Raw genomic sequence first — 24,450 nt, 5'->3', positions numbered from 1 at the left:
CGGGCAGCCCCGCCCCTGATGCCCCCCAGGGGCGGGGCGGCGGGGGCCCCCAGGGGCGGCGGTTGGGCCCCGCGTCGTTCTTTTGTGGGGCCCAACGCGCCCGTTTTGCCTGTGAACAAGAAAAAGATTTTCAACGACCCGGTGTACGGGTTCGTCACCGTCCCCACCGAGCTGCTCTTCGACCTCATCGAACACCCCTACTTCCAGCGGCTGCGGCGCATTCAGCAGCTGGGGCTCACGGGGTTTGTGTACCCGGGGGCCCTGCACACGCGCTTCCACCACGCGCTGGGCGCCATGCACCTGATGCAGCTGGCCCTGCGCACGCTCAAAGACAAGGGCGTGGTGGTGTCGGCCGCCGAGGGCGAGGCCGCCCTGGCCGCCATCCTGCTCCACGACATCGGCCACGGGCCCCTATCGCACGCCCTGGAGACGGCCATTTTCCAGGATGTGCCCCACGAGCAGCTCTCCCTGTTTCTGATGCAGCGCCTTAACAAGGAGTTTGGCGGCAAGCTCGATTTGGCCATCGACATCTTTAAAGGCACCTACGACCGGCCGTTTTTCCACCAGCTCGTGAGCAGCCAGCTCGACATGGACCGGCTCGACTACCTCAACCGCGACTCCTTTTATACCGGCGTGGAGGAAGGCCGCCCGGGCGCCGACCGCCTCATCAAAATGCTGCGCGTGGTGGACGAACGTCTCGTGCTGGAGGAAAAAGCGGTGTACTCGGTGGAGAACTTTTTGGTGAGCCGGCGGCTGATGTACTGGCAGGTGTACTTGCACAAAACCGTGACCAGCGCCGAGCAAATGGTGATCCGCACGGTGCAGCGCGCCCGCGACCTCACCCGCCAGGGCGTGCCCGTGCCGGCCAACAGCTGCCTGGCCTACTTCCTGGGGCGGGCCGTGACGCTGGCCGATTTCGCCGCCGACCCCAAAATCCTGAGTCGCTTCGTGGACCTCGACGACTACGACATTTGGTCGGCGGTGAAGGGCTGGGCCAGCCACCCCGACGTGGTGCTCAGCTACCTGGCCAAGAGCCTGCTCAACCGCAACCTGCTGAAAATCGTGATTGCGCCCGTCCCGTTCGACGACGACTTCAAGCTCGGCATCCAGGAGCTCATCGCCGAGCACTTCCGCCTGCCGCCCGCCGAGGCCGCCTTGCTCATGCTAGCCGGCCGCCTGAGCAACAGCGCCTACGACGCCCGCAGCCAGGAGCCCATCAACATCCTCACCAAAAAAGGCGAGGTGGTGAACGTAATGGACGCCTCCGACTTGCCCAACATCCGGGCCCTGAGCCAGCGGGTGGACAAGTTCTACATCTGCTACCCGAAGGAAATAATTTAAGGCGTTTGCGGTTAGTTATCAGCGGGGCAGCGGCCGCGGGGGCCCTGCGCTTGGCCGCCGCGGGGCCCCGGGCACGGCCGAGCTTAGGGCCCCACGGTGCCCACCTGCTGCGTTCTGCCCTGTTTAAAAGTCAAAAAAACCTACTTTTGCCCGCCTATGGAATTCACTGTTCAGCAAATTGCCGACGTAGTGGGGGGCCTGGTGGAAGGTGACGCCACCCGGCGCGTGGCCAGCCTGGCCAAAATCGACGAAGCCCAGGCCGGGGCCCTGGCTTTCCTTTCCAACCCCAAGTACGAGCCCTTTCTCTACAACAGCCAGGCCACGGCCGTGATGGTGAGCCCCGACCTGGTGCTGCGCCAGCCGGTGGCCGCCACCCTGGTGCGGGTGGCCGATCCCTACTCGGCCTTCACCAAGCTGCTCGAGTTTTATGCCCAGGCCACGCGCATGGGCAAGCGCGGCGTGGAGGAGCCCGCCTACCTGGCCGCCACGGCCACCGTGGGCCCCGGGCACTACCGCGGGGCCTTTTCCTACATCGGCGAAAACTGCCGGCTGGGGCCCAACGTGCTCGTGTTTCCGCACGCCTATATCGGCGACCGGGTCACGATTGGCGAGGGCAGCGTGATCCACGCCGGGGCCAAAATCTACGCCGATACGGTCATTGGCCGGTTCTGCGTCATCAAGGCGGGGGCCGTGGTGGGCACCGACGGTTTCGGCTTCGCCCCGCAGGCCGACGGCAGCTACCAGCCCATCCCCCAAATCGGCCACGTGGTGCTGGAAGACTACGTGAGCATCGGGGCCAACGCCGCCGTGGACTGCGCCACCATGGGCACCACGCGGGTGGGCGAGGGCACCAAAATCGACAACCTGGTGCAAATTGGCCACAACGTGGAAATTGGCCGCCACACCGTCATTGCGGGCCAAACGGGCATTTCGGGCTCCGCGAAAATCGGTAGTTTTTGCATTATCGGGGGGCAAGTGGGCATGGTGGGCCACATCACCGTGGCCGACCGCACCACCGTGGCCGCCCAGAGCGGCGTGCAGAAAGCGGTGCGCACCGAGGGCCAGGTGCTGCAAGGCCACCCGGCCTTCAACCTGCGCGACAGCCAGCGCGCCCGGGCCGTGTACCGCAACCTACCCGAAATCCTGCACCGCGTCGAGCGCCTCGAAAAGGCAGCAAACGCGCCGGAAAAGCCCTAGCTTTGCAGCCCCTCCGTTGGCGGCGGGCCGTGGCCGGGCGGTGAAGCTTTTATTGGCTTCCCCCTCCCGGCCACCGGCCACCGGCAACTGGCAACTACTAAGAATGAACGACAAGCAACACACCATCAAAGCGCCCGTGACGGTGCGCGGCATTGGGCTGCACACCGGCGTGGAGGCCACGATGACCTTCTGCCCCGCCCCCATCGGCCACGGCTACAAGTTTCAGCGCGTGGATTTGCCCGGCCAGCCCATCGTCGATGCCGACGTGGACAACGTGGTGGACCTCTCGCGGGGCACCACCATTGAGCAGAACGGGGCCCGCGTGAACACCGTGGAGCACACGCTGGCCGCCCTGGTGGGCCTGCAGCTCGACAACGTGCTCATCCAGCTCTCGGGCCCCGAGCCGCCCATCATGGATGGCTCGTCGGCCGAGTTCATCCACGCCCTGCAAGGCGTGGGCCTGGAGGAGCAGAACGCGCTGCGCAACTACTACGAAATCCCCGACACCATCCGGTACATGGACAACGCGCGGGGCGTGGAAATTGCCGCCCTGCCGCTCTCCGACTACCGCCTCACGGTAATGGTGGACTACAACTCGCCGGTGCTGGGCTCGCAGCACGCCACGCTGGCCGACATCGGGCAGTTTGCCAACGAGATTGCCAGCTCGCGTACGTTTTGCTTTCTGCACGAGCTGGAACATTTGTACAAATCCAACCTCATCAAGGGCGGTGACCTCAGCAACGCCATCGTGGTGGTGGACCGCGTGGTGGCCGACGAGGAGCTGAACGACTTGGCCAAAATGCTGGGCAAGCCCCGCGTGAGCGTTAAGAAGGAAGGCATCCTCAACAACGTGGACCTGCGCTACAAGAACGAGCCCGCCCGCCACAAGCTGCTCGACCTCGTGGGCGACCTTGCCCTGGTGGGCCGCCCGCTCAAGGGCCAGATTCTGGCCGCCCGGCCCGGCCACGCGGCCAACGTGGCCTTCGCCAAGAAGATCAAGAAGAAGATGTTGGAGGTAAAGTCCAACCCCGTGCCGGTGTACGACCCGGCCCGCGAGCCGGTGATGGACATCAACCGCATCATGCAGGTACTGCCCCACCGCTACCCGTTTCTGCTGCTGGATAAAGTGATTTACCTGGACTCGCAGATGGTGACGGCGGTGAAGAACATTACCATGAACGAGCAGTTCTTCCAAGGCCACTTCCCCGGCAACCCGGTGATGCCCGGCGTGTTGCAGGTGGAGGCCATGGCCCAAACCGGCGGCATCTTGGTGATGAACACCGTGCCCGACCCCGAAAACTACTGGCAGTACTTCCTGGGCATCGAAAACTGCCGCTTCCGCAAAAAGGTCATCCCCGGCGATACCATTATCTTCCACTGCTGGCTGCTGGCCCCGGTCAAGCGCGGCATTGCCAAAATGAAAGGCCAGGCCTTCGTAAACGGCAAGGTGGTGATGGACGCCGAGATGAGCGCCGCCATCGTGCGCAAGGAAAATACCTGAAGTCAGCCGTTAGCTGCTAGCGGAGGCCTTGAATTGACCTTTCGCTGTTAGCTCATTGCTGTTGATTACTCCAAAAAAGCTAACGGCTAACAGCTAGTAGCTAATAGCTCAAAAAATGATTTCACCCCTCGCCCACATCCACCCCGACGCCCGCCTGGCCCCAGGCGTTACCGTTGAGCCGTTTACGACCATTGCCGCAGACGTGGAGATTGGCGAAGGCACGTGGGTGGGCCCCAACGTCAGCATCATGGCCGGGGCCCGCATTGGGGCGCACTGCCAGATTTTTCCCGGCGCCGTGGTGTCGGCCATTCCGCAGGACCTGAAATTTGCCGGTGAGCACACCACCGCCCACGTGGGCGACTACACCGTGCTGCGCGAGTGCGTGACCGTGAACCGCGGCACCGTGGACCGCGGCCGCACCGTGGTGGGGGCCCACTGCCTGCTGCAAGCCTACGTGCACGTGGCCCACGACTGCGTGGTGGGCGACCACTGCGTAATTTCGAACGCCGTGCAGCTGGCCGGGCACGTGCAGGTGGGCGACTGGGCCATTTTGGGGGGCATGACGGCCATCCACCAGTTTGTGAGCGTGGGGGCCCACGCCTTCATCGGCGGCGGCTCGCTGGTGCGCAAAGACGTGCCGCCCTTCGTGAAGGCCGCCCGCGAGCCCCTCACCTACGCCGGCGTGAACTCGGTGGGCCTGCGCCGCCGCAACTTCTCGGAGCAGCAAATCCTGGAAATTCAGGACTTGTACCGCATTCTTTTTTTGGGCGGCCTGAACACCCAGGAAGCCCTCGACCGCATCGCGGCCGAAATACCCGCCTCGGCCGAGCGCGAGGTGGCCGTGGCGTTTGTGCGCGCCGCCAGCCGCGGCATCATCAAGGGCCCCGGCAAAAAAGGCCTCGACGAGGGTGCCGATTGAGCTAGCGGCCACCGGCCTGGGCAAGCGCTTCCAGCGCGACTGGGTGTACCGGGGCCTCACGCGCACCTTTGGGCCCGGCAGCGCCACGGCCGTGCTGGGGCCCAACGGCGCCGGCAAAAGCACGCTGCTCAACACTTTATCGGGCCAGCTGCTGCCCACCGAAGGTACCCTGGCCTACACGTTGGCCGGCCAGCCCCTGGCCGTGGAGGCCGTGCCCCGGCACTTGGCCTACGCCGCCCCCTACCTCGACCTGCTGGAGGAGCTGACCCTCACGGAGATGCTGCGCTTCCACACCCAGTTCAAGCCCCTGCGGCCGGGCGTTTCAATTGATGGCCTCATCGGCATTATGTACCTGGAGGGGGCCCGGCAGCGGCTGGTGCGCGAATTCTCGTCGGGCATGAAGCAGCGCCTCAAGCTGGGCCTGGCCCTGTACGCCGACGCACCGCTGCTGCTGCTGGACGAGCCCACCACCAACCTCGACGCCACCGGCGCGGCCTGGTTCCAGGAGCACGTGCGCGCCACCCGCGCTGGCCGCACCATCTTGCTCAGCTCCAACGTACCGGCCGAATACGCCTTCTGCGACGCGGAGCTGCGGGTGACGGATTTCCAGGGCCCCCAGCCGCGCTAGGCGGGCGGTATTTGCCAAAAGCTTGGTATTTTAGTTGGCCGCCGCGAGCGGTGATGGTGCTGCTTATGGCACCATTCTTAAAAAAACATTGCCCCGGGGGCCCCAAACCCGCTTTCCGGGAGAACTACGTTTTGCCGCGGCGCGTATCTTCGCCGCCGTTTCTGCCTTTATCATCCACCCTTATTTTATTCCGCCCCGGCCATGATTGACCACGACGACGACCTGGACGACGACTTGCTCGACGACGACGACACCCTCGATTCCTACGCCGCCAAGGGCGGCGCTAAGGCGTTGGGCAACCCCGAAGACCAACTTTCGGCCAAGTACGCCGACTACCTGATGTGGCTCGACACGGGTTCGAGCCACGACGAGGCCCTGGACTTGGCCGGCATGACCGAGGCCGAGCACGTAGCCGCCGAAAACGCCGACAATGCCGACAGCGCCGAGCGCAGCGGCTTTGGCTCGCTCGACGACGAGGACGACGATTTCGGCGACGACGAGGACGAGGACGAAGGCTTCAGCCCCCGCGGCCGCGGCGGCCGCAGCAGCTTCGACAGCGACGATTACTAGCCGGGCCCCCGGCCCACGAAAAAGCCCCGGCTGCACAGCGCAGCCGGGGCTTTTTCGTGGGCCGGGGGCCCTAAACCATCAATTACTTGGTGCCGAACACACGCTTGAGCAAGTCGGTGGTGCGGGCGGCGGGGTTGCGGCGAATTTTGGCTTCTTCCTGGGCCATGAGGATGAAAATACCGTCCACGGCCTTCTGGGTGGTGTAGGCCGAGAGGTCGGTTTGCACCGGCGTCATCAGCGGGATGCGGTTGTACTGGGTGGTCATTTTGGTGTAGGCCGCCTCGGCCCCCACCTGGCTGATGGCGGTGGTGATGTCGGGCTTGAACGCCGCCACGAGCTGCGCCTCCGTGGACTTGCGCAGGAACTGGGTGGCCGCGTCCGTCGAGCTGCTCGTGACCAGGCTCAGCGCATCGGTCAGGCTGATGTTGGCCAGGGCGGCCAGGAAGATGTCCTTGGCCTTGGGCGCGGCGGCCTCGGCGGCGCGGTTGAGCTGGGTTTCGAACGTCGACATTACCGTGCTCATGCCCGGCAAGCGGCCCAGCGTGCTCTTCATCAGCACCATATCTTCCGGAAACGGGATGTGGATGTCGTCGTTCGTGTTGAAGCCGTCCTTCTCCGAGGCGAAGGCCACGGCTTTGGTTACGCCTTTATTCAGCGCATCCTTAATGCCGGCGCTAGCCTCGGCTTCGGTGAGCGGGGCCACGGGGGCCGGGGCGGGCGTGGCGGCGGCCGCTGCTTTGGCCGCGGCAGCTTTGGTGGCAGCGGCCTTGGCAGCGGCGGTTTTCGCAGCGGCGGCCTTGGTGGCGGCTGCCTTGGCCGCGGCCGTTTTTGCAGCTGTGGCTTTGGCAGTAGTAGTTTTCTTGGTGGTCTGGGCCCAGGCGGCGGGGACGGCGGCTAGTATGCCAGCGGTTAGCAGCAGGGTGGCGAGGCGGGTAGACATGGCAATAAAAAAAAGCGCGGCGGGAAAACCCGGCAGCCGGTGTGGCTGTCGTAGAGGCGGCGCGGGCGCAAAGTGACGCAATTTTCCCGCCAAATTCATTTTTATCTTCCCCCACAGGGCCCCGCGCCCGCTCCTTCATGCTTCCTCCTGCTTCCCGCCCCGCCCCGCCCGACGTTGAAATCATGACCATTGGCGACGAGCTGCTCTACGGCCAAGTAATCGACACAAATTCGGCCTTCATGGGCCAGGAGCTGGCCAAAATCGGGCTGCGCGTGCGCCAAATTTCGTCGGTGTCCGACCGCGCCGACGAGATTGTGGGGGCCCTCGACCAGGCCCGGCAGCGGGCCCGGGTGGTGCTCATCACCGGCGGCCTGGGCCCCACCAAAGACGACCTGACCAAGCACGTGCTGGCCCGCTACTTCGGCAGCGAGCTGGTGATGGACGCGCCCACGCTGGCCCACGTCACCGAATTCTTTAAGCGCTACAACCGGCCCATGCTGGAGGTGAACCGCCAGCAGGCCCTGGTGCCGGCGGGCTGCCAGGTGCTGTTCAATGCCGTGGGCACGGCCCCGGGCATGTGGTTTGAGGACCAGGGCACGGTGTTCGTGAGCATGCCCGGTGTGCCCTTCGAGATGAAGAAGCTCATGACCGACCAAGTGCTGCCGCGCCTGCGCGAGCGGTTTGAAATTGCCCCCATCGAGCACGTGGTGGTGATGACCGTGGGCCTGGGCGAGTCGTATTTGGCCGAAAAAATTGCCGACTGGGAAGACGCCCTTCCGCCCAATATCAAGCTGGCCTACCTGCCCAGCCTGGGGGCCGTGCGCCTGCGCCTGACGGGCTCGGACGACGGCCAGCCCGACCTGCGCGGCCGAATGCTGGCCCTGCTGCCGGCCCTGCGCGAGCGGGTGGGGCCCTACATTTTTGCCGAAGAAGAAACCACGCTGGAGGCCGCCATCGGCCAATTGCTGCTGGCTCGGGGCCTCACGCTGGCCACGGCCGAGAGCTGCACTGGGGGCTTGGTGGCGCACCGCATCACGGGCGTACCGGGCAGCTCAGGCTACTTCCGCGGCAGCGTGGTGGCCTATCACAACGACCTTAAAATGAGCGAGCTGAACGTGCCTGCCGAAACCTTGGCTACAAGTGGTGCCGTGAGCGAAGCCACCGTGCAAGCCATGGCCGAGGGCGCCCGCCAGCGCCTGGGTGCCGACGTAGCTGTGGCTACCAGCGGCATTGCGGGCCCCGGCGGCGGCAGTGCCGGCAAGCCGGTGGGCACTATCTGCTTCGCCGTGGCCGACGCCCAGGGCACGGTGAGCCGACAGATCAGCTTCGACCGCGGCCGGGCCCTGAACATCACCTACACGGCGCAGTCGGTACTGGCGCTGTTGTGGCAACGGCTCACGGGCCAGGTGTAGGCACGCGGGCAGGTGCTATTTTTGACCATGCAAAACCCGTTCAACCATTGGCGCGCCGCCGGGGCCCGCCTGCTGTGCGCCGGGGCCCTGGCCCTGCCCGCGTGCACGCCGCCGTGCACCGGCAACATCGAGGCCACGGTACTCTACGCCAAGCCCCGGCCCGGCGGGGGCCGGCTCATCTACGCCGACGTGCTGAACCAGCCGGCGCTGGGCCACAAGCAAACCCTGCTCTGGCAGGGCAAGGAGTTCGGCACGTTCGGCCACGTGGTCATCATCAACGACCCGGCTAATAAGTACGCTTCGAACCGCAGCATCTGCTTCACCACCTACCGCCCGGCCCCAGCGGCGGCCGCGGCCGGCGATGAGCTGGGCGAGGAGCGCATTCCGCGGCTGGCCATCGACTAACGGCCGGCCCCCCCGCGCCGGGGGCGCGGGCTTTCTGGCTACCTTTGCGGCCTCCCTATCCCACCCATCCCTTACCCCAAAATACCCCCGCATCCTATGGCACGAGTGGAAATGACGATGCCCAAGATGGGCGAATCCATCATGGAAGGCACCGTCTTAAAATGGCTCAAGCAAGTCGGCGATGCCATCGAGCAAGACGAATCGGTGCTGGAAGTGGCTACCGATAAAGTAGATACCGAAGTACCCGCGACCCACGCCGGCACCCTGGCCGAAATCTTGGTGCAGGAAGGCCAAGTGGTGGCCGTGGGGGCCCCCATCGCCGTTATCGAAACCGAGGTGGGCGCAGCTGCCCCCAGCGCCCCGGCTCCGGCCGCCCAGCCCACGCCCGCTCAGCCGGCCCCGGCCAGCGCCAATGGCAGCGCCCCAGCCCCCGAAGTGCCCTACTTGCCCGAGCCCGACGACCCGCAGGCCGCCCAGGCCGCCGGCGGGGCCCCGCACCAGCCCGGCCGGTTCCTCTCGCCGCTTGTGCTCAGCATTGCCCGCGAAGAAGGCGTGAGCCTGAGCGCGTTGGACTACCTGCCCGGCACCGGCAAGGAGAACCGCATCACCAAAAAAGATATCCTCGACTACGTGGCGGCTGGCAAGCCCTCGCTGGTGCCGCAGGCCCCTACGGCCGCGCCACCGGCCCCGCTCGAACCTGAGCCCGTGCAGCGCCCTGCGGCCGCCGTTGCTCCCGCTCCTGCGCCGGCTCCCAGCGCCAGCGGCCCGGCCCCGGCGGCCAAGCCCGCGCCCAGCGTGAGCGGCGGCCAGGAGCTGATTGAGATGGACCGGATGCGCAAGATGATTGCCCAGCGCATGGTCGATTCGGTACGCATCGCCCCGCACGTTACTAGCTTCGTGGAGGCCGACGTGACGGAGCTGGTGAACTGGCGCAATAAGCACAAGGACGCTTACAAGAAGCGCGAGGGCGAAAACCTCACTTTCACGCCCCTCTTCATCCAGGCCGTGGCCCGCGCCATTCAGGACTTCCCGAACATCAACGTATCGGTGGACGGCGACTACATCATCAAGAAAAAGGATATCAACATCGGCATTGCCGTGGCCCTGCCCAGCGGCAATCTCATCGTACCGGTCATCCACAAAGCCGATCAGCTCAACCTCAATGGCCTGAGCAAGAAGGTAAACGACCTGGCCAACCGCGCCCGCACCAACAAGCTCACGCCCGCCGACCTTGAAGGCGGCACCTACACGCTCAGCAACGTGGGCTCTTTTGGTAACCTCATGGGCACGCCCATCATCATGCAGCCGCAGGTGGCCATTATGGCCGTGGGGGCCATCAAAAAGAAGCCGGCCGTGATTGAGACGCCCCAGGGCGACCTCATCGGCGTGCGCCAGTTTATGTTCTTGAGCCACAGCTACGACCACCGCGTGGTCGACGGCTCGCTCGGCGGCATGTTTGTGCGCAAAGTGGCCGACTATCTTGAGCAGTTCGACCCCAACACGACCATCTAACCAACGGCCCCGGGCCGCTGCGCCCGGGCCCCCTTGCCATGCAAAAAATCCTTGCCATTGGGTCCCTGGTGCTGGCGCTGGGCATCATCGCCTTCCTCTACCAACAGCTGAGCGCCGCCGAAACGGCCCTGAAAGTGGCCGACCAGCGCTTCGCCGACTGCCAGCAGGTCACCTTCCAGCTTCAGAACCAGCTGGCCCAGCAACAGAAGCAGGCCGGCACCCGCCTGTTGCCCCAGACCAAGCCCCCGCAGCAATAAGCGCTGCTTCGAAACCAATAGAAAAGGCCGCCGTCTCTCCAGACGGCGGCCTTTTCTATTGGCGCGCCGGGGCCCCATCTGGGTTGCTACCACTACGCTGGGTCCCCCTAGCTACTGTAGGTCGAGAGCGGAGTGGTACGAGTCCAGCATTTTTTTGCATTTTACCGGACTAGCTTTATTTACAGCTTTTGCACTGAGCAAAGGTGATACGCAGCAGGAACTGGCCAGGGTTTTTGGACTGGCGCGCCCGCCTCGCTGCTTACGCCCGGCGGGTGGCCCGCGGCGCAGCGAGGCCTCACCAGCACGGCAGCTCGGCTAATAGTTGCTTTATTAATTGAAAATGAACGCGTTTACTAACATTTTTTTAGATAATTATGCATTTGGTAGCGGAGAAATTTTTCAAATATTATTTTTTATTATTTCAATAATCATGAGTGAAGGACAATAATTTTAATTGATATATTTGCACACCCCGGCAAAGCTGAATTGTCACGCAATCGTTGGCTACTTTTTGCGTCGGGGCTCGTTTTTTTTCATTTTTCCCTCTTTCCCGCCACCCATGAAAAAAACTTACTTTTCTGCCGCCGTGGCCCTATTGGCCACCGCCAGCCTATGGGGCGCACCCGCCGGGGCCCAAAATTTGCCCACACCCAAGGGCAAAGTATCGGCTAGCCTGCTTGAACTGGCCAAACCCGCCGCTGCCGCCCGCGGCCTGGCCAAAACCTCGGCCAGCACTGGCTCGCCCCTCCAGGCCACCAACGCCGTGCAGGTGTACAACGGCTACGTGGTAGTGCAGGCCCTAGCCAACTCGCCCGATGCCAAGCAGTTGCTGGCCGACTTGCAAGCCAAGGGCCTGCGCCAGGGCACGGCCTACGGCGCGTTGGTCTCGGGCCTGTTTCCAGTGGATAAGCTGGCGACGCTGGAGAGCATCCCCTCTTTGCAACTCGTTCGGCCCGTGTATAAGCCGTCGCTGAACGTGGGCCGCACCACCAGCCAGGGCGACCGGGCCCTGCGGGCCGACGCGGCCCGCTCCAAGTACGGCCTGACTGGCAAGGGCGTGAAGGTGGGCATCCTCTCCGATAGCTACGACAACCTGGGCGGGGCCGCCGCCGGCGTGGCCAGCAACGACCTGCCCCGCGGCGGCGTGCAAGTGCTCGAAGACCTCCCCAGCGACGGCATTGACGAAGGCCGCGGCATGGCCGAAATCGTGCACGACGTGGCCCCCGGGGCCGCTATTGCCTTCCACACCGCCTTCCTGGGCCAGGCCGACTTTGCCCAGGGCATCGAAGACCTGCAAGCAGCTGGCTGCCAGACTATTGTGGACGACGTGGTTTACTTTGATGAGCCTTTTTTCCAGAACGGCATCATCGCGCAAGCGGCGCAAAAGGTGGTAGCGAAGGGCGCGTCCTACTTCTCCTCGGCCGGCAACCAGGCCCAGCAGTCGTACGAAGCGACGTTCCGTAACTCGAAAACCTCGGTGCCGGGCATCACGGGCGAGGCGCACAGCTTCGCGCCCGGCGACGTGCGGCAGAGCATCACCATCGCCCCAGGCGGCAGCTTGTCGCTGGCCTTGCAGTGGGACGACCCGGCATTTTCGGCCAGCGGCGTGCGCGGGGCCAAAAGCGACATGGACCTGTACCTGCTCTACAACGGCGTGCCCCTGTTCTCATCCATCGATAACAACATCGGCGGCGACCCATTCGAGTTCATCAGCGTCACCAACAACGGCACGGCCGCGGTGACCGTGGAAGCGGTAATCGTGAAATTTGACGGCCCTGACCCGACCCGCCTCAAGTACATCAACTTTGGCGACCGGCCCACGGCCCTGGAGTACGACACCCAAAGCTCGACCCTGGCGGGCCACGCCAACGCCCCGCAGGTGGTGGCCGTGGGAGCCGCCCCGTACTTCAACACGCCATTGTTCAACGCCAACACGCCGGTCCCGGTAGTAGAATCGTTCTCGTCGTTGGGCGGCACCCCGCTCTTGTTCAACGACTTGGGTCGGCGCCTGGGCCAGCCCATCACATCCAGCAAGCCCGAAGTGACGGGCCCCGACGGCGGCAACACCACCTTCTTCCCACCTTTTCCAGGCCAGGACTTTGAGAACGACGGCTTCCCCAACTTCTTCGGCACCAGCGCGGCGGCCCCCCACGTGGCGGCCGTGGCGGCGCTGATGCTGGAGGTTGACGACAACCTTGCACCCAAGGCCATCACGAAGTTTTTGCAGCAGTCAGCCATCGACATGGACAACCCGCTCACCGCGGGCTTCGATCGCGGCTTCGACTTCAAGACCGGCGTGGGATTTGTGCAGGCCGACGCCGCCATCCGCGACCTCATCAAGCAGAAGGTGATCAAGAAGATCAAGCAGTTACTGGTGGCCCTTTACCCCAACCCGTCCACGGGCCGTGTGAGCTTCCAAGTGGTGGCCGACGACCAGCAGGCCATCGTGCTGACGGTGCTTAACCAGATGGGCAAGGAGGTATTCCGCAGCGAGGGCACCTCGCAGCTCGAAGCCACCAAGGACTTCAGCAACCTGCCCAAGGGCTTGTACATCACCAAAGTACAGACCGGCACCGACGTTAAAACCCAGTCGCTGCTGATCCAATAGCCGCGGCGCTGGGGGCCCCGGGGCCCCGCCGCAAGGCCACAAAAAAAGCCGTTCTCCCAGCTGGGAGAACGGCTTTTTTTGTGGTGGGCAAGTGTGGCTACAGGGCCCCCAGGCTTTGCTCCAGGGCCCCTATTTTGGCTTCGGCGTCGGCCAGCTTTTGGCGTTCGCGCTCCAGTACGTCGGGCTTGGCGTTGGCCGCGAATTTCTCGTTGCCCAACTTTTTCTGCACCGATTCGCGGAAACCCTGGGCGTAGGCCAGCTCCTTTTCGAGGCGGGCGCGCTCGGCGGCCACGTCGATCTGGCCTTCGAGCGGAATGAAAAACTCGCTGCTGCCCTGCACGAAGCTCACCGCCGCGGCCGGGCCGGCGTCGGCAAACGTTAGCGCTTCTAGGTTGCCGAGCTTGCGTAGCACGCCCTCGTAGGCAGTGAACAGGGCAGGCTCGTCGGTTTTGATGACCAGGGCCAGGGGCTTGTTGGGGCCCAGGCTTTTCTGGTTGCGCACGGCGCGAATGCCGGCCACCACGGCCAGGGCCTTGTCCATGTCACTCAGCAGCAAGGCGCTGTCGGCGGGCGGGGTGGGCTTGGGCCAGTGCGCCACCGTCACGTACTCGCGGGGGCCCCGGTCGGCCAGCTCGTGCCACAGTTCCTCCGTGATAAAGGGCATGAACGGGTGCAGCAGCTTAAGCAGCGTTTCGAAGTAGGCGGTGGTGTGGCGCAGGGTTTCGGCGTCGATGGGCTGCTGGTAGGCAGGCTTGACCATTTCCAGGTACTGGGCGCAGAAGTCGTCCCAGACCAGCTTGTACACGGCCAGCAGCGCGTCCGAAATGCGGAACTTCTCGAAGTGGTCGTCGATTTCGGCCGTGGCCGCCGCCAGCCGGGCCCCAAACCAGGCCACGGGCTTGTCGTGGGCGAAGGGCAAGGCCGCGTCGGGGGCCCAGCCCTTCACCAGCCGGAAGGCGTTCCAGAGCTTGTTGGCAAAGTTGCGGCCCTGCTCCACCAGCTTCTCGTCGTAGAGCAGGTCGTTGCCGGCGGGGGCCGAAAACAGCATCCCCGTCCGCACGCCGTCGGCCCCAAACTGCGCGATGAGGTCGAGCGGGTCGGGCGAGTTGCCGAGCTGCTTGCTCATCTTGCGGCCCTGGGTGTCGCGCACGATGCCGGTCAGGTACACGTTGCGGAACGGCACTTCCTGGCGGAATTCCAGGCCAGCCATGATCATCCGCGCCACCCAGAAAAATAGGATGTCGGGGCCCGTCACCAGGTCGTTGGTGGGGTAGAAATAGTTGACGTCGGCGTTGTCCGGATCTTCAAACCCGTCGAACACCGAGATGGGCCACAGCCACGACGAGAACCACGTATCGAGCACATCTTCGTCTTGGCGCAAGTCGCTTATTTCCAGCGCAACGTTACCGCTTTGCTCACGCGCCAGTTCAAGTGCCTCAGCGGCCGAGAGGGCCACCACAAACGAGCCGTCGGGCAGGTAGTACGCGGGAATTTGCTGGCCCCACCAGAGCTGGCGCGAGATGCACCAGTCGCGCACGTTTTCCATCCATACCCGGTAGGTGTTTTTGAACTTGGCGGGGTGCAGGCGCACCGTGTCGTTCTCCACCACCTCCAGCGCGGGCTTGGCCATGTGCTCCATTTTCAGGAACCACTGCATGCTGAGCTTGGGCTCGATCACGGCCTTGGTGCGCTCCGAGGTTTGCACGATGCTGGCGTACTCCTCGGTTTTCACGAGCAGGCCGGCTTCGCCCAAGTCCTTCACAATGTTGCGGCGGGCCGCAAACCGGTCCTGGCCCACGTACAGCTCGGCCTTCTCGTTGAGCGTGCCGTTGTCGTTGAGGATGTCGATGGTGGGCAGGTTGTGCTTCTGGCCCAGGTTGTAATCGTTCAGGTCGTGGGCCGGCGTCACCTTCAGGGCCCCGGTGCCGAAGTCCGTCAGCACGTACTCGTCCTGGATGATGGGCACGTCGCGGCCCAGCAGCGGGATGCGCACGCGCTGCCCGGCCAGGTCGGCGTAGCGCTCGTCGGTCGGGTTCACGGCCACGGCCACGTCGGCCATAATGGTTTCGGGGCGCGAGGTGGCCACTGTCAAGAAGCGGCCGGGCTGGCCCACCACCTCGTAGTTGAGGTAGTACATCTTGGCCATCACGTCCTTCGGAATCACTTCCTCGTCCGAAATGGCGGTGCCGCCCAGCGGGTCCCAGTTCACCATGCGCACGCCGCGGTAAATCAAGCCCTTGCGGTACAAGTCCACGAACACGCGCAGCACGGCTTCGGTCAGCTTGGGCTCCATCGTGAAACGCGTGCGGTCCCAATCGCACGAGGCGCCCAGCTGCTTGAGCTGCTCCAAGATGATGCCGCCGTACTTCTCCTTCCAGGCAAACGCGTGCTCCAAAAAGGCTTCGCGGGTCAGGTCCTTCTTCTCAATGCCTTGCTCCTTCAGCAGGGCCACCACCTTGGCCTCGGTGGCAATGCTGGCGTGGTCGGTGCCGGGCACCCAGCAGGCTTCCTTGCCCTGCATGCGGGCGCGGCGCACCAGCACGTCCTGGATGGTGTTGTTCAGCATGTGCCCCATGTGCAGCACGCCCGTCACGTTCGGCGGCGGGATGACCACCGTGTAGGGCGTCTTTTTGGGGTTGGCACTGGCCTTGAAAAAGCCCTGCTCCTGCCACCGCTGGTACCATTTGGCTTCAACGTCGGCGGGCGAGTACGTGGTTTTGATGGGGTTCATCGGTAAGGGGTATTTCGGCAAAGGTACGTTTTAGGGACCCAGGGCGAGCGTGGGTCGGGGCGCAGCCAGTTTCCAATTGGGCCCGCGCGGGGCACAAAAAAGCCGCTCCCGGCGAGGCAGCGGCTGATTCGGTTTGGGCCGGGGGCCCCGGCGCGCTACGCGGCCAGGTGCAGCCAGGCTTTCTTTTCGAGCAGCCGCTCGCGGGTTTCGCGCAGGTCGGGGTCGTCCACGCAGCAGTCGACGGGGCACACAGCGGCGCACTGCGGCTCCTCGTGGAAGCCGACGCACTCGGTGCACTTGTCCGACACGATGTAGTAGTACTCGTCCGACACCGGCGTTTGGGGCGCCACGCCCGATACGGTGGCGCCGTCGGCGGTTTCAACTTGCTTCAGGGTGGTGCCGTCGGCCCAGCGCCACTGCGCGCCGCCTTCGTAGATGGCGTTGTTGGGGCATTCCGGTTCGCAGGCACCGCAGTTGATGCACTCGTCGGTTATCATGATGGCCATGGGGCGTCGCGGGTCAATTAGAAGGAAAGGAAACCAAAAGGGAACGGGGCGCTTTACGTAAAAGCGGGGCCCCCGGCCGTGCGGCCGGGCCCACAAATTTACGCACCACGCGCCGCTTTCCCGCGCCGCGCCCCAATTTTACGGCTTCTTCGCCGCTCTCTTTTCGCATGAACCACTCCGAACGCCTGGCCGCTTTTGTGGCCCTGGGCCACCGCCTCGCTGCCCTCTCCCCCGACGAGCTCACCGACCTGGCCGCCCGCGCCCGCAACCAAAACCCCTGGTTCGACCGGCCCAACGTGGCCGCCGCCATCGCCGGCATCACCCACATGCTGGAGCCTGGGGCCCTGGCCCAGTGGGCCGCCCGCTACCCGCCCGAGCCCACCGCTGTGCGCCAGGTGGGCGTGGTGATGGCCGGCAACATCCCGCTGGTGGGCTTCCACGACGCGCTGTGCGTGCTGCTGAGCGGCCACGTGCTCCTGGCCAAGCTCAGCGCGTCCGACACGTTTTTGATGACGTGGATCTTGCATGAACTTTCCCAAATTGAGACAAGATTTACCAAATTAGTCCAAATTGTTCCCCGCTTGAACGCGGCCGATGCCTTTATTGCCACGGGTTCGGATAATACTTCCCGGTATTTCGAATTCTATTTTGGCAAAAAACCCAACCTAATCCGGCGCAACCGCACGAGCGTAGCCGTGCTTACGGGCCGCGAAACTGACGCCGAGTTGGCCTATTTGGGCCCCGACATCTTCCAATACTACGGCCTGGGCTGCCGCAACGTGAGCAAGCTCTACGTGCCTGAAAACTACGATTTTACGCCTCTGCTCGATGCCCTGCAGATTTGCAGCGGCGTGCTGAACCACCACAAGTACCAGAACAACTACGATTATAACAAGAGCATTTTGCTCGTCAATGCCGTACCGCACTTCGACGCTGGTTTCCTGCTGGTTACCCCCAACACCACGTTGGTGTCGCCCATCTCGGTTTTGCACTATAACGAGTATTCTCAGGAAATCGACTTGGTGGACCAGCTCACCGACGTAGCCCCGCGCATTCAGTGCGTAGTATCGGCCGGCGGGCGTTGGGCTGGCAGCGTGCCGTTTGGCCGGGCCCAGCAGCCGGGCGTGGCCGACTATGCTGACGGCGTGGACACAATGGCCTTCCTGGCGACGGAATTGCAGTGAGTGGGGCATTGAGCTGGCCAATTGGCTAGCTGTTTCCACTTTAAGACCCGCCGCCATGTCACTCGCACCCATTCAGGCCCCCGAGTTATTCGCGCGAATGCGTTTTGCCGACGCCGACGTTTTGACCACCGCAGCCGAGCGCTGCCGCCGCGCCACTGAAGCCGCCCGCGCTGCCGTTCTCGGCAGCACCTACCGTGGCAAGCTTGCCGTGTGCTTCCGTACCGCCGACGGGGCCCTGCACCGCCTCAAAACCTGCGTGTGGGCCGTCGACGACGACTACCTGGTGTTGCAAACCGGCCCCGCCCTGCCCCTGCGGGCCGTGCTGCGCGTAGAGTTCTGCCAGGATTAGCGCGCCGCTGGGCCGGCCGGATGCCCAACGCTGAACGGCGCACCGACGACTGCCCGCCACAAAAAGAGGGCCCCCGCGAACAGTATTGTTCGCGGGGGCCCTCTTTTTGTGGCGATTGTGCCAGGGGGCTACACCAGCCGTTGCAGGGTGCGCTCGATCATGGCGTCGACCACAGCCCCGGCATCGGCGGCAAACTCACCGGTGGCGCGGTTGGCCACGATGGCGTTCAGGCTGAGCACCTGGTGGCCCAGTAGGCGGCCCAGGGCGTAGTAGCCGGCCGTTTCCATCTCGAAATTGGTGAGGCGGAACTCGCCTTCGCCGCTCTCGTGGTGGAAGGTACGCAGGCGCTCGAGGTAGTCGGGGGGCGTCACGTCGAGGCGCAGGCGGCGGCCCTGGGGCCCATAAAAGCCGGGGCAAGTAACGGTGTTGCCCACGATGGCCCCGGCCCCGAGCTGCTCGCGCAGCAGGTCGTCGCCGCGCACCACGTAGGGCTTAAAGGGCAGGCCCAGCGTGGTTTGCAGGGCGGTGCCCACTTGGGTTTCGAGGCCGGTTTCCACCAGGGGGTAAAATTGCATGAGCGAATCGAGGCCCACGGCGTGCTCGGTGGCCAGCACCGCGCCGATGGGCACGTCGGGCTGCAAGCTGCCGCTGGTGCCCAGGCGCACAATGCGCAGGCGCAGCTGCTCCTCCACGGGCCGCACCGTGCGCGACATGAAGTCGATGTTTACCAGCGCATCCAGCTCGTTCATCACGATGTCGATGTTGTCGGTGCCCATGCCCGTGCTTAGCACCGTGAAGCGCTTGCCCTTGTAGTAGCCCACGTGGGTCACAAATTCGCGGTGCGTGCCCTCAAACTCGATGGAATCGAAGTGCCGGCTCACCTGCGCCACCCGGGCGGGGTCGCCCACGGTAAGGATGGTGTCGGAAATATGGTCGGGCAGCAGGTTCAGGTGGTAGATGCTGCCGTCGGGGTTGAGGATGAGTTCGGCGTTGGAAATCATGGTTTCGGGGAAGGAAGTGTTTCGGGAAGCGTAGAATAAGCAACGGATCGGCTGTACCGCCAAGCGGTGCTTGGCCTTGCACGTGCTGCCTTTGGGGCCCTGGCGCAAGGCCAAGCGCCGTTTGGCGGTACGGCCAACCCGCTTATCAAGAATTGCGCTAGCCCTTATACGAGGCCAGGCCCTGGGCCGGCTGGTAATTGTTGCTGGCCTTGGGGTAGGCCCCGGTACCGTCGTAGGGGCGCTTGGCGGGGTGCGCAGCGCAGGCCTCAGAACAGGCTCCTTGCAGGGCGTCGCCGCAACTTTCGCACTGGGCCACGTGGGCGTTGCAGAGCGGGTTGGCGCAGTTGATGAGCCGGGCCGAGGGCTCGCGGCAGGCGCAGCAGCGCGAAATCACCCGCGGGTTCACGCGGTTTACATCCACGGCCACGCGGTTGTCGAACACGTAGCACTGGCCATCGAAATCCTCGCCTCCGGCCTCGAGGCCGTACTTGATGATGCCGCCGTGCAGCTGGTACACGTTCTCGAAGCCCTGCTCCAGCAGGTAAGCGCTGGCTTTCTCGCACTTCACGCCGCCGGTGCAGTAGGTCAGGATTTTCTTGTCTTTAAACTGCTGGAGCTGCTCGACGCGGGCCGGGAAGTCGCGGAAGTTCTCCATATCCAGCGTCACGGCGTTGCGGAAGCGGCCCAGGTTGTACTCGTAGTCCGAGCGCACGTCCACCACCACCACGTCGTCGTCGTCCTTCAGGGCTCTGAATTCTTCGGGCGAGAGGTACTGGCCGGTTTTTTCCTGGGGCTTAAGGTGGGCCAGGCTGCTGTGCACAATTTCGGGCTTCACGCGCACGTGCAGCTTTTGAAACGCGTGCTGGTCGGCCATGTCCACCTTGAACTCCAGGGCCCCAAACCGCGGGTCGGCCTTCACCGCCGCCATGTAGGCCGCGCAGCTAGCCGCCGGGCCCGATACGGTGCCGTTCAGCCCCTCGGCGGCCACAATGATGCGCCCGCGCAAATCCAGCGCCACGCACAGCCGGTGGTGCTCGTCGCGGAACTGCGCCGGGTCTTCGATGGGCGCGTAGCAGTAGTAAAGCAGAACTTGGTAATCCATAGCGAAGCAGTTAGGTAACGCCCGGGGCCCCTAGCCCGGGACGGCCAAGCCGGGGCCCCGGGCCTGAATTAGACTTTTACCGCCGGGTTGCCGAACACGGTTTGGCCCTTGGGCACGTCGGCCACCACCACCGAGCCGGCCCCCACGCGGGCCTTCTCGCCGATGGTGACGCCGGCCACCACCACGGCCCCGGCCCCCACAAAGGCCAGCTCACCCACCGTGGCGCCGGCCCCGAGCAGGGCCCCGCTGCCGAGCTGGGCGTAGTCGCCCACCGTGGCGCGGGCCTCCACCACGGCGTTGCCGTTGATCAGGCAGCCATTGCCGAGCGTGGCCAGGGCGGCTACTACCGCGTTGGGGCCCACGTAGTTGCCGTGGCCCAGGGTAGCGTGGGCCGATACGCTGGCCCGCTGGTGGATGGCGTTCACGGGTACGGCTTCGTACTCTTGGCGCAGCATTTGGGTGAGGCTGCGGCGGCTGGCCGCGTCGTCGGTGGCCACGAACACTTCGCACTTTTTGCCGAGCAGCTTCAGCAGGTCGGGGTCGTCGGTGCCGCCCATTACGGGCACTTCCAGCAGCTCGCCCTTTTGCAGCTTGGGGTCGTCGTCGAGCAAGCAGTACACCACCAGGTCGTTGGAAAGAAAGGCGTCGAGGGCAGCCGTGCCCACGGCTTGCGCGCCGAGGATGATAACGGGGTTTTCCATGAATAGCGTTGAGCGAGATAAGCGGCCAGAACAACCCAAACCCGGGCTTGGTTTCGCCGCCGCAAAGCGCAAAGTTACGCCACCGGGCCCGGGGGCCGGGCCGGGGCCACCCCATCTGGGGCCCCCAGGCCCAGGCGGCGCAAGGCGGCAGCGGCGTAATCGTTTTGCAGCAGCAGCAGCACCCAGAAGGGCAGCAGCACGCTGCGGTAGCGGCTGAGGGTGCCCAGGTTGGGCGTGCTCAGGCCCATGAGAATGGCCAGCACCAGGCAGTAGCCCAGCAGCACCAGGCCCAGCGCGAAGGGCAGCCGCCCGCCCCGCCCCCGCGCCAGGGCCCCCAGCGCCAGGGCCCCCAGCACCAGCAGCAGGCCGTTTTCGAGGCCCGCCGCCACGTACTGCGGCTCGGCCGACTCGCCCAGCCAGGGCCGGGTGAAGGTGTTCCAGGCCGCCTGCGGGGCGTGGGCCAGGAAGCTCGCGGCCGTGGGCCGCAGGTCGGCGTACTCGAAGTGCGGCCGGCCCGCCGATACCATCAGGTCGTGGTCGTAGATGCGCAGCACCTGGCTCGTGAATTTATTGAGCCGAAACAGCCCCCCGAGGGCGGGGGCCCCGGCGGCCCCCACCGCCACCACGGCCCCCAGCACCAGCACCTGCGCCAGCCGCCCGCCGGCCCACCCGCGCCGCGGCAGGGCCCGCACCAGCGCCAGGGCCAGCAGGCTGCCCAGCAGCGGCACCGCAAAAAAGTAGCGCATCTTGAAGCAGAGCAGCGCCAGCCCCAGCCCCAGGGCCCCCCGGGCCCACCCGCGCGGCCACGGCGCCCCGGCCCCGGGCGGGGCGTACAGCGCCGCCAGCACCAGCGCCACCAGCCAGGCCCCGCTGGCCAGCAAGGCGGCTTCCTTGTTGAGGCCGGCCGCCCAATACCCCACCGAGGGCCACAGCACCAGCCCCACCAGCCCCGCCCCGGCCGGCGTGCCAGGCAGCCGGGCCGCCAGCGCCCGGGCCAGCAGCCAGCACCCCACGAAGCTGAACAAGCTCAGGTACACGGCGTTCAGGCCCGCTACCCCCAGCGAGGCCAGGTTCAGCACGGCCAGCAGCTTGGCCAGAAACAGCGTGTTCGACATGCCGTAGTACACCGCGCTTTCGCCGGCAAACTGCACAGTGTCGCCGGCCAGTGAGTGCAGGCCCGCGGCCGGCGCGGCCCACAGCTGGGCCGTAAGCAGCTGGCCCAAGTGCTGCACGTAGGCCCCGTCGCTCACGGGGTGGCCGTCGCGCAGGGCCCCCACCAGCAGGCGGCCGGCCAGCCCCACCACCAGGGCCCCGCGCCAGGCCGGGCCCAGGCGCTGCCACTCGCGGCGCAGCCACGGCAGCAGCACGGCCAGCAGGGCCCCGTTCAGGGCAAGTGCCAGGGCCAGCTTCATCGAGCGATGCGCAGCTGCGGCCCTTGCACCAGGCGGCTGCCAATGGCGCAGTGCAAGCAGCGGCGCGGGTCGCAGTAGCTTTTGTGCAGCGCCAGCAGGCCCTGCGAGTCGGCGGCGGTGCGGTGGCCGAAGCCCAGGGCCGCGTACAGGTCGGTGTATTGGTTGTGCTCGGCGGGCAGCTCCGTAAGCAGGGCCACGCTGCTCTCCACCAAGGCCGGCTGGCCCACCGAGCGGGCATATGCCACGCGCAGGGGCACCACCACGTTAGTAATCAGCAGGTCGATGCTGCCCTTGCCCAGGTCGGGCACCTTGCCCGGCCGGCCGGGGCGAAAGTGCGCCCGCCAGTAGGCTGGCGCGGGGGCCCTAAAAAACTCGGCCAGCGCCGACACGCTCTGGGCCGTGAGCAGGGCGTCGAACAGGGCAGGGCGGGCGTGCAGCAAGCCGGCCAACTGGCCCAGGCGCACGGGCGGGAAGTTAGCGGGCCGCAGGCGCAGGTAGTTCCACTCGTGCACGGCCAAGGCGGGGGCCCCCAGGTCGTACTTGTGGCGCAGAAATTCGTACTCCCGCCGCAAGTTTTGGATGTAGGCATCGGCCGCCGTCTCGTCGTTTTCCGCCAAAAACCCGGCCTGCCCAAACAGCAGGGCTTCTAGCTGGCGCTGGTCGTGGCGGTGGCGGCGCAGCACGGCCAGCGGCACGGCCTTGGCGAGGCGGGCCAGCGGCTCGCTGTTTTTCTGGAAGCCAAAAGCCGCCATCAGGGCGTGGTAGGCGGTGGCTTCCCAGTCGTGGCCCAGGCGCTCGTGCAGCCCGGCCACGGCGTCGGCCTTGGCCTCCACGCGCTCCAGCAAGGCCCGTTCGGCCATCATGATTTTAGTGATTTCGGGCACCTGGCCCAGCAGCGGGGCGCAGGGCAGCGAGGCGGCCGCCGGGGCGTCGGCCAGGGCTTGGTAGCGGGCCAGCAGCTCGGGGCCCAGCCGGGGCCCCAGGGCCAGTACCGGAATGCGGCTGCCGTTGGTGCGGGCCACTTCGGCGTCGTGGGTGTGCACCACGTGCAGCACCACTTGGTCGTACTTGGCGTCCACTTGGTGGTTGTGGCGCTGCCAATCCGAGGCCCGCAGATGGATTTCTACCGCGCCGTTCCACTCCACGTCGCCCAGGCGCAGGCGGGCGTTCAGGAAGTCGGGGCCCGCGTCGGCGTTGCGGTGGCCGGGCTTCAGCACCTGGATTTCCTCGCCCCCGGCCGTGCGCAAATCGGCCTTGTCGAAGTACTGGTGCTGCCAAACGTAGTGGATAAAATCTTCGCGCATGAAGCAAAATTAGTTGTCAGTTGCTCGTTATGAGTTGTTAGGAAAAGCACAGCTTCTCTCGTCCATAAATAAAAGCGGCCCGCCTCTTTCGAAACGGGCCGCTACGGGTCGTTGGTCTGGCAACTAACAACGAATAACTGATAATTAACCTACCGCAGGTCTACCACTTTCACGCCTTTGTGCTCGGCCTTATCGAAGGCGAAGGTGCTGGGCGTGAGGGGCGGGTTGGGGCGGAAGTTCTTGATGTTGAACGTGTATTGGTTGCCGTTCTTCTTGAACATCTGCCAGCTTTTCACGGTCTGGTCCTTCTTGCGCACCTTCAGGCGCACTTTAATTACCTCATTGGTGCGGTTTTCGGGGGTCAGCTCAATCACGTCCACGGCCTCGCCGCCGTCCTGGGCTTGCTGCACGTAGGCGTACTTGTAGCCCTTTTTGTACATGGTATAAATCTGCGAAGGCGACATGTCCTGGCTGTCGGCGTCGGCGTCAGCAATGTTTACCTCGTTCTCGTTCTTGAGGTAGGTCCAAGTGGTTTTGCCATCGTTGATGACTTCCTGGCCGTTCATTTTGAGGTGGAACTTCTTGCCGCTCACCACGATGTCGCCGCTCATGTTCTGCTTCACCTTGGCCGACGGGTTTTCCAGGGTTTGGGTGAAGTTGGCTCCGAAGGCATTCAGGGCCTGGTACTTAGCGCTCATGGCATCCAGGATTTTACCAGCTTTGGGGTCTTGCTGGGCCGCGGCGGGCAGGGCCAGCGTGGCGGCCAGGGCCAGCAGCGAAAACGATTTGGTCATCATATCAATAAATAGAAAAGCGGGCGTTGGGGCCCCATAAGGCCTGATACGCAACCCCTAATCAAAAGGCCGGCCA

At 64.9% G+C, this 24,450-nt stretch carries 22 protein-coding genes; 13 read left to right on the top strand and 9 right to left on the bottom strand.

Annotated features, from left to right (window positions below):
* The first annotated feature begins 111 nt into the window (after positions 1–111).
* The 6 genes from EAH73_RS11195 (at position 112) to EAH73_RS11170 (ending at position 6,156) form a co-directional block, all read left to right on the top strand.
* The gene (locus EAH73_RS11195) at positions 112–1,341 is read left to right on the top strand and encodes an HD domain-containing protein (RefSeq protein ID WP_140466587.1); all 1,230 of its coding nucleotides are present in this window, start codon (positions 112–114) and stop codon (positions 1,339–1,341) included.
* Between the two features lie 156 nt (positions 1,342–1,497).
* A complete protein-coding gene (lpxD, locus tag EAH73_RS11190; RefSeq protein WP_140466586.1) occupies positions 1,498–2,538 on the top strand; it encodes a UDP-3-O-(3-hydroxymyristoyl)glucosamine N-acyltransferase in 1,041 nt (346 codons plus the stop codon).
* A 103-nt stretch (positions 2,539–2,641) separates the two neighbouring features.
* Entirely contained in the window at positions 2,642–4,039 is a 1,398-nt protein-coding gene (locus EAH73_RS11185) for a bifunctional UDP-3-O-[3-hydroxymyristoyl] N-acetylglucosamine deacetylase/3-hydroxyacyl-ACP dehydratase (RefSeq protein WP_140466585.1), read from the top strand.
* A gap of 115 nt (positions 4,040–4,154) precedes the next feature.
* Positions 4,155–4,958 (top strand): acyl-ACP--UDP-N-acetylglucosamine O-acyltransferase, encoded by an 804-nt coding sequence (lpxA, locus tag EAH73_RS11180; protein ID WP_140466584.1) that lies wholly within the window; start codon positions 4,155–4,157, stop codon positions 4,956–4,958.
* Positions 4,948–5,586, top strand: a complete 639-nt coding sequence (locus EAH73_RS11175) for an ABC transporter ATP-binding protein (RefSeq protein WP_240047218.1) — start codon at positions 4,948–4,950, stop codon at positions 5,584–5,586. Before lpxA ends, EAH73_RS11175 begins: the two co-directional genes overlap by 11 nt.
* Before the next feature lie 201 nt (positions 5,587–5,787).
* Entirely contained in the window at positions 5,788–6,156 is a 369-nt protein-coding gene (locus tag EAH73_RS11170) for a hypothetical protein (RefSeq protein ID WP_140466583.1), read from the top strand.
* 82 nt (positions 6,157–6,238) lie between these two features.
* On the opposite strand, the gene EAH73_RS11165 is transcribed toward EAH73_RS11170, so the two are convergent.
* Positions 6,239–7,096 carry a DUF4197 domain-containing protein gene (locus tag EAH73_RS11165; RefSeq protein WP_161599513.1) on the bottom strand — a complete coding sequence of 286 codons (858 nt, stop codon included), beginning with the start codon at positions 7,094–7,096 and terminating at the stop codon, positions 6,239–6,241.
* Positions 7,097–7,233: 137 nt separating this feature from the next.
* Here EAH73_RS11165 and EAH73_RS11160 point away from each other — a divergent pair, with 137 nt between their 5' ends.
* The 5 genes from EAH73_RS11160 to EAH73_RS11140 all read left to right on the top strand — a co-directional run bounded on the left by EAH73_RS11160 (position 7,234) and on the right by EAH73_RS11140 (position 13,290).
* Positions 7,234–8,508 carry a competence/damage-inducible protein A gene (locus EAH73_RS11160; RefSeq protein WP_140466581.1) on the top strand — a complete coding sequence of 425 codons (1,275 nt, stop codon included), beginning with the start codon at positions 7,234–7,236 and terminating at the stop codon, positions 8,506–8,508.
* Between the two features lie 27 nt (positions 8,509–8,535).
* Positions 8,536–8,913, top strand: coding sequence for a hypothetical protein (locus EAH73_RS11155; protein WP_140466580.1), 378 nt, complete (start codon positions 8,536–8,538; stop codon positions 8,911–8,913).
* 96 nt (positions 8,914–9,009) lie between these two features.
* A complete protein-coding gene (locus tag EAH73_RS11150) occupies positions 9,010–10,425 on the top strand; it encodes a dihydrolipoamide acetyltransferase family protein (RefSeq protein ID WP_140466579.1) in 1,416 nt (471 codons plus the stop codon).
* A 38-nt stretch (positions 10,426–10,463) separates the two neighbouring features.
* Positions 10,464–10,682: a hypothetical protein gene (locus tag EAH73_RS11145; protein ID WP_140466578.1), complete on the top strand. Its 219-nt coding sequence runs from the start codon at positions 10,464–10,466 to the stop codon at positions 10,680–10,682.
* 559 nt (positions 10,683–11,241) lie between these two features.
* Positions 11,242–13,290, top strand: coding sequence for a T9SS type A sorting domain-containing protein (locus tag EAH73_RS11140; protein ID WP_140466577.1), 2,049 nt, complete (start codon positions 11,242–11,244; stop codon positions 13,288–13,290).
* Positions 13,291–13,387: 97 nt separating this feature from the next.
* Here the strand turns inward: EAH73_RS11140 and EAH73_RS11135 are convergent, their stop codons facing one another.
* Together EAH73_RS11135 and EAH73_RS11130 are read right to left on the bottom strand one after the other, a co-directional pair.
* Positions 13,388–16,021 carry a valine--tRNA ligase gene (locus tag EAH73_RS11135; RefSeq protein WP_140466576.1) on the bottom strand — a complete coding sequence of 878 codons (2,634 nt, stop codon included), beginning with the start codon at positions 16,019–16,021 and terminating at the stop codon, positions 13,388–13,390.
* 155 nt (positions 16,022–16,176) lie between these two features.
* Positions 16,177–16,527, bottom strand: coding sequence for a 4Fe-4S dicluster domain-containing protein (locus EAH73_RS11130; RefSeq protein ID WP_070742808.1), 351 nt, complete (start codon positions 16,525–16,527; stop codon positions 16,177–16,179).
* Positions 16,528–16,694: 167 nt separating this feature from the next.
* Between EAH73_RS11130 and EAH73_RS11125 the strand changes: the two genes are divergently transcribed.
* A complete protein-coding gene (locus tag EAH73_RS11125; RefSeq protein ID WP_140466575.1) occupies positions 16,695–17,711 on the top strand; it encodes an acyl-CoA reductase in 1,017 nt (338 codons plus the stop codon).
* A 97-nt stretch (positions 17,712–17,808) separates the two neighbouring features.
* Positions 17,809–18,060: a hypothetical protein gene (locus EAH73_RS11120; protein WP_161599512.1), complete on the top strand. Its 252-nt coding sequence runs from the start codon at positions 17,809–17,811 to the stop codon at positions 18,058–18,060.
* 128 nt (positions 18,061–18,188) lie between these two features.
* Here the strand turns inward: EAH73_RS11120 and EAH73_RS11115 are convergent, their stop codons facing one another.
* The 6 genes from EAH73_RS11115 to EAH73_RS11085 all read right to left on the bottom strand — a co-directional run bounded on the left by EAH73_RS11115 (position 18,189) and on the right by EAH73_RS11085 (position 24,377).
* Positions 18,189–19,061 carry a nucleoside phosphorylase gene (locus EAH73_RS11115; protein WP_140466573.1) on the bottom strand — a complete coding sequence of 291 codons (873 nt, stop codon included), beginning with the start codon at positions 19,059–19,061 and terminating at the stop codon, positions 18,189–18,191.
* A gap of 157 nt (positions 19,062–19,218) precedes the next feature.
* Complete coding sequence (locus EAH73_RS11110) at positions 19,219–20,163, bottom strand: rhodanese-related sulfurtransferase (RefSeq protein WP_140466572.1); 945 nt, start codon at positions 20,161–20,163, stop codon at positions 19,219–19,221.
* A gap of 68 nt (positions 20,164–20,231) precedes the next feature.
* A complete protein-coding gene (locus EAH73_RS11105; RefSeq protein ID WP_140466571.1) occupies positions 20,232–20,864 on the bottom strand; it encodes a NeuD/PglB/VioB family sugar acetyltransferase in 633 nt (210 codons plus the stop codon).
* 74 nt (positions 20,865–20,938) lie between these two features.
* Positions 20,939–22,276, bottom strand: a complete 1,338-nt coding sequence (locus tag EAH73_RS23060; RefSeq protein ID WP_161599511.1) for a hypothetical protein — start codon at positions 22,274–22,276, stop codon at positions 20,939–20,941.
* The gene (locus EAH73_RS11090) at positions 22,273–23,580 is read right to left on the bottom strand and encodes a DUF2851 family protein (protein WP_140466570.1); all 1,308 of its coding nucleotides are present in this window, start codon (positions 23,578–23,580) and stop codon (positions 22,273–22,275) included. Before EAH73_RS11090 ends, EAH73_RS23060 begins: the two co-directional genes overlap by 4 nt.
* A gap of 149 nt (positions 23,581–23,729) precedes the next feature.
* Complete coding sequence (locus EAH73_RS11085) at positions 23,730–24,377, bottom strand: LolA family protein (RefSeq protein WP_240047217.1); 648 nt, start codon at positions 24,375–24,377, stop codon at positions 23,730–23,732.
* Positions 24,378–24,450: the final 73 nt, after the last annotated feature.

Source organism: Hymenobacter nivis, assembly GCF_006439025.1.
Classification (GTDB): Bacteria; Bacteroidota; Bacteroidia; order Cytophagales; family Hymenobacteraceae; genus Hymenobacter; species Hymenobacter nivis_A.
This window is presented reverse-complemented; position numbering and strand designations above follow the sequence as displayed.